The organism is Humibacter albus DSM 18994 (assembly GCF_000421825.1).
Classification (GTDB): Bacteria; Actinomycetota; Actinomycetes; order Actinomycetales; family Microbacteriaceae; genus Humibacter; species Humibacter albus.
Genome location: NZ_ATXT01000008.1, coordinates 1 through 4,762 on the forward strand (window position 1 = coordinate 1; position 4,762 = coordinate 4,762).

The 4,762-nt window shown below is 65.4% G+C and carries 5 protein-coding genes; all 5 read left to right on the plus strand.

Annotation, left to right across the window (positions count from 1 at the left end; genetic code table 11):
• Positions 1–83 precede the first annotated feature (83 nt).
• Genes H623_RS0101285 through H623_RS0101305 form a run of 5 tightly spaced genes read left to right on the plus strand, consistent with a single transcriptional unit; the run spans position 84 to position 4,670 of the window.
• On the plus strand, positions 84–602 hold the full coding sequence (locus tag H623_RS0101285) for a hypothetical protein (RefSeq protein WP_022899131.1): 519 nt from the start codon (positions 84–86) through the stop codon (positions 600–602).
• 1 nt (position 603) lies between these two features.
• The gene (locus H623_RS0101290; RefSeq protein WP_022899132.1) at positions 604–2,316 is read left to right on the plus strand and encodes a hypothetical protein; all 1,713 of its coding nucleotides are present in this window, start codon (positions 604–606) and stop codon (positions 2,314–2,316) included.
• Positions 2,313–2,669, plus strand: a complete 357-nt coding sequence (locus tag H623_RS0101295) for a hypothetical protein (protein ID WP_022899133.1) — start codon at positions 2,313–2,315, stop codon at positions 2,667–2,669. The genes H623_RS0101290 and H623_RS0101295 overlap by 4 nt, the downstream gene beginning before the upstream one ends.
• Entirely contained in the window at positions 2,666–4,459 is a 1,794-nt protein-coding gene (locus tag H623_RS0101300; RefSeq protein ID WP_022899134.1) for a hypothetical protein, read from the plus strand. Before H623_RS0101295 ends, H623_RS0101300 begins: the two co-directional genes overlap by 4 nt.
• A gap of 13 nt (positions 4,460–4,472) precedes the next feature.
• Positions 4,473–4,670, plus strand: a complete 198-nt coding sequence (locus H623_RS0101305; protein ID WP_022899135.1) for a hypothetical protein — start codon at positions 4,473–4,475, stop codon at positions 4,668–4,670.
• The last annotated feature ends 92 nt before the right edge of the window (positions 4,671–4,762 follow it).

Genomic DNA, 4,762 nt, shown 5'->3' on the forward strand with positions numbered 1-4,762 from the left:
CAACGCATTCGCCGAGACCACCGCGACGCTGCCCGTGCAGGGCAAGCCGACCATCACCGCCGCGTCCTAGAAGGGAACGACCGGTGGGGTCGCTGGTGAGCATCTCAACGAAGACGACGGAGGCCCTGGACGCGACCGTCAAGGGCCTCCAGATCATCGACAAGACGATGCAGCAGCGGATCCGGCAGGCAACCCGCGAGCTCGCGACGCCCGAGTGGAAAGAAGCCGTAAACGCCCACCTGCAAGGCAACCCGCTGCAGACGCGTGTGCTCGGCGACACAGCCAAGCTCAACGTGTCGAACCAGAACGTCATGCTCACGTCGGGTGCGTCCAGCCGTCGCATGAAGGGCGGCGCCACACCCGCCGAGCTCGCACGCAACGAGGAATTCGGCGCCAACCGGAACCGACTGACCGCGTACCGCCGACGCACGAAGCACGGCACGCAGAAAGTCCTCCGGCACACCACACACGAGCTCATGCCGCTCCGCCGCAACGGCTGGACCGTCTACCCGGCCGCAGCCGACATTATCCCGCGCATCGCATCTCTCTGGGTGCAGACGTTCATGCGCACCGTCTACGAAGCCTTCGAAGGGAAGAGCTGACATGGCGTCCATAAGCATCGCCGTCGTCTCCGACACGAAGGCCGCGGTGCATTCAGTTCAGGCACTCAGCACGGAGTACAGCAGCCTCGTCGACCAACTCAACCAACTCGGGCCGGACGGGCAGCAGGCCAGCACCAAGCTCGAGGAGGCGATGAAGTCCGCACAGCTCGCGACGCAGGACGCCGCTTCCGCATCCAAAGGTCTCGTGGACGAGATCAATCGTGCGAAGCTCGCAGCCGCGCAGGGCGGTCTGAATCTGGCGCTCGACGAGACGGCGGATTCCGGCACTCGGGCCGCAGCCGGCATAAAGAAGGTGAGTGATCAGGGCGGCAAGCTCGCCGAAGGCTTGAAGATGAACGCGAGCTTCGGTGCGGGCATGCTCGCGACCGAACTGGGCTCGAATCAGAACGGCCTAGCCGGAAGCGCTGACGCGGCCGCGACCGCACTGGCCGGCATGGGCATGATGATGGGCCCGGAAGTCGCGCTACCGGCTGCCGCGCTCGGCGGTCTCATCGCGTGGCTCGCAGCGCAGCTCGAGAAGGCAGACACCGACGAGAAGGCCGTCACGGCAAGCGCAAACGCGCTCGTGAAGGCGTGGGTTCAAGCGAACCCCGCAGCGGACGCTTTCGGCAAGACGATTCAGGCGTGGGCTGAGGACTCTTCCGAGTACGGCATCACACTCACCGAGCTGGCGCGGGATACGAACTTGCTCGGCATGGACTTCGGCGAGGTCGCGGCGACGATCGCGGGCACGAGCGTGCCCGCACTGGAGAAGCTCAAGAAGGCGACAGACGACCAGATCAAGACCGACGATCAGAAGTACACGAGTGCGCGCAAGGCGCGTGCTGACAACGCTCTGTCGCAGATGTGGCAGCAGATCACCGGGACCGCGCAGCTGACCGAGAAGCAGAAGGCGAACGCAGAACAGGCGAAGAAATCGGCAGACGCTGGAACCGAGCTTTCGAAGGTGTTCGAGAAGCGGATCAAGGCCGCGAAGGAGGCCGCAGCGGAAGAGAAGGCCGACGCGGAGACGCTCGGCCTTACCGTCGCGCAATACAAGAAGTACGCCAAGGCGATGGCCGAAGCGCAGACCGATCAGACGAACTGGAATTCGACCGTGAAACAGTCGTTCTCCGACGCGGCGACGGCCGGTGACGATTACGTGAAGTCGCAGGCTGTGAACTGGGACACCGAGCGGCAGAACATGCAGGAAGTGCTCGACGCCTACAACAAGTTTCCGGACACGATAAAGACGCTGACGGCGGAGGGCCTCTCCGCTGCTGGCAAGGAATTCGCCGAGTCGAACTTCACGCCCGAGCAGCTCGAGAGCTTCCTCACGCTGCCGGACGCGCAGAAGCAAAAGATGATCGACCAGTGGAACCAGGCGGGCAAGGACGCCAAGAAGGGTCTCAAGGACGGGATCAGCGCTGGCGACATCGGCACCGTCACGGTCCCGGTGAAAGCCGACACCAGCGCCGCGAAGAGCGAGATCAAGGATGCCGCGAAGAGCCGCACCGCGAAGGTCACGGCATCCGCGTCGACGAAGACGGCGAAGAGCCACCTTGACGACCTGACGAAGACGCGGCACGTGAAGGTGATCGCGGATCTCGACGACGCCCAGTTCAAGCGTGACCTGAACGCGCTCACGTCCGGCTACCACAGCCTCACCGTGACCGTGAACGAGCGAGTGGGGAAGAAGGTGGCCGGCGGATGAGCAGCACATTCACCGACGCGGGCGGCACGGTCTACACGCCGGCCATCGTCAACGTGCTGTCGTGGAACTACACGCCCGCGACAGTCGACCACTCGGTTCTGAACGACGCGATCGGCGGCCCGACGACGACGAACGTGGGTCCCGGCATCCGTCGCGGCAAGGCGACGGTCGTGTTCGAGTCGGCGTCGGATGCTGACGCGTTCGCGCAGGCGGCGCAGCTCGGCGTCGAGTTCACCGATGAGGATCACTTCCTCACCGGCACTGTGCTGCTCGGTCTCGGGCAGATCGGTGTCACGCAGGACGGCACGACTGGTGCCGCGTTCGTCATCGACTTCAGTTGGAAGTCGCTATGACGCTGCTCCGGTATCAGTCCGTGGACGTGTCCGTCACCGACACCACGACCACGCACTACTTCAACGTCGAGTCGGGCACGGTCGCGTTCGATGAGGGATGGACGCCGTACCTGCAAGCGAACCTCACGCTCACGCTGCCGATGCTGGACGGTCGACCGCCGAGCCTCGACACGTCCGCGCTCGAGGCGCTCGACCCGCGCAACAAGCTCAGGATGCTGCTCGTCGCGACGCTGTACGAGTACGACGAAGCCACCGGCACGCTCACCTCGCAGGACGCCGTGTCCGCATCGCTGGCGATCAGCAGTCGCACGATCGACTGGAAGGCCGGCACGGTCGCGGTCACGCTGACCACGGACGAGTTCAGCCTGCAGACCGAAGCGAACCGCACGACGTCGTCGATCAGTTACCGGGCGCACCAGTCCAGCCTGATCGCGGTCGTGAACGCGGTCCTCGCGGACATCGGCACGACGGCGACCCTGGGCGCCTCCTCCGTTGACGCGGACGTCACCACGGCGCAGGAGCTCACGAACCTCGTCCCGGATCCGCGCACACAGTCCTCCGCGTCCGTCACTGACGTCTTCGGCACGTCGAGCAAGAACGCGAACAACAACACCAGTGTGAGCATCAACCCGTCGGGCAAGTTCCAGCAGGCGACATGGGCGGCAGCCACTACCGGCCCGGGTCTCTGGTTCTGCGGCAACACGTCGAACACGGTCTCGGTCACCGGCGGCATCCTGTTCGCTGCGCTCTCGATCGACTGCAACGCGGCCGTCACCGCCAACATCACCGTCGACCAGTTCGACTCGACCGGGCACGAGATCGCATCGACCGTCATCTGCTCGCAGGCGATCGCGTCCGGCACGTGGACGCGCCTGTCCGGCACTCTCGCGCTTCGATCGAACACGGCAGCGATTTGCGTCGCCGCCACCGCGTCCGGCGCCCGCGCCGCCGGCTTCCAGATGAACATCAGCTCGATGCTCGTGTGCGTCAACCCGCTCGGCGCGTACGAGACTGACGACACCACGGAACTGGCCTACTGGGACGGCACGACCACCGCGAACGAGTACTACACGTACTCGTGGGACGGCACCGCGAACGCGTCCACGTCGACGCGAACACCGGTCGTTGACCGGTCGCCGGACTCGCTCGCCGTCAGCCCGGGAGAGTCGTACTGGGACATGCTCGACCCGGTGCTCGCCGCTGCCGGCCTCAGCCTGTTCTGTGACGAGAACGGTGTGTGGCGGCTCGTCGACGGGTCCAGCTACTCCGCACCCGGAACCGCGATCGTGCAGCAGTCGAACGCGACCGCGCTGCAGGACGCCGTCACCCTCACGGACCCGACGACGGTCTACAACTCCGTCGTCGTGAAGTACACGTGGACCGATGTCAACGGCATCACGCAGACCCGCTACGACGCGGCCGGGGACGGTTCGCCGACGCAGCTCGTGGAGTTCGACAGCCGACCGTATCCGGGTCCCGGCGCTGCCGCGTACATCCTCTCGAAGGGTGAGGGTCGCGGCCGTGTGATGACCACCACGGCGCTGAACGACTTCGCGGTGCGCCCGTACATGGGTGCGCGCATCGTCGCCCCGTACACGCAGACGCAGACCGGCATCGTCTCGGCAGTCCGGTTCGACCTCGCGTCCGCGGAGATGTCGCTCACCACGCGCGGCCTTATCGACACACCGGCCGGCGCGTGGACTCTCGCACCCGACACCGTGACGTGGGACGACGGCGACACCACGACCACGTGGGACGCACTCGAAGACGACTTCTCGAACTTGACCTAGGAAGGGCACAGACATGGCAGCAGGAGACGACGCAACCGCGGCAGGCTACCCGGTCGTGGACCCGTCCACCGACCTCGTGAAAGACGGTGCGGACGCGATCAACACCGTCATGGACCAGGTCGCGAAGGTCACGAACGACCAGGCCATCACGATCTTCGTGCAGTCTGCGCAACCGACCGCTCAGCACACCGGCGACCTCTGGTTCTGGTGACGCATGGCAGAGGCAGACGGACACAACAGCGAGAGCATCGCGCTCTCGTTGCAAGTCACGCCCGGAGCGAATAACGCGGCAGGGAACTACAC

Coding starts and splice junctions, on each gene's coding strand:
- H623_RS0101290 (WP_022899132.1), top strand. CDS start 604: ATGGCGTCCATAAGCATCGCCGTCGTCTCCGACACGAAGGCCGCGGTG.
- H623_RS0101305 (WP_022899135.1), top strand. CDS start 4,473: ATGGCAGCAGGAGACGACGCAACCGCGGCAGGCTACCCGGTCGTGGAC.
- H623_RS0101300 (WP_022899134.1), top strand. CDS start 2,666: ATGACGCTGCTCCGGTATCAGTCCGTGGACGTGTCCGTCACCGACACC.
- H623_RS0101295 (WP_022899133.1), top strand. CDS start 2,313: ATGAGCAGCACATTCACCGACGCGGGCGGCACGGTCTACACGCCGGCC.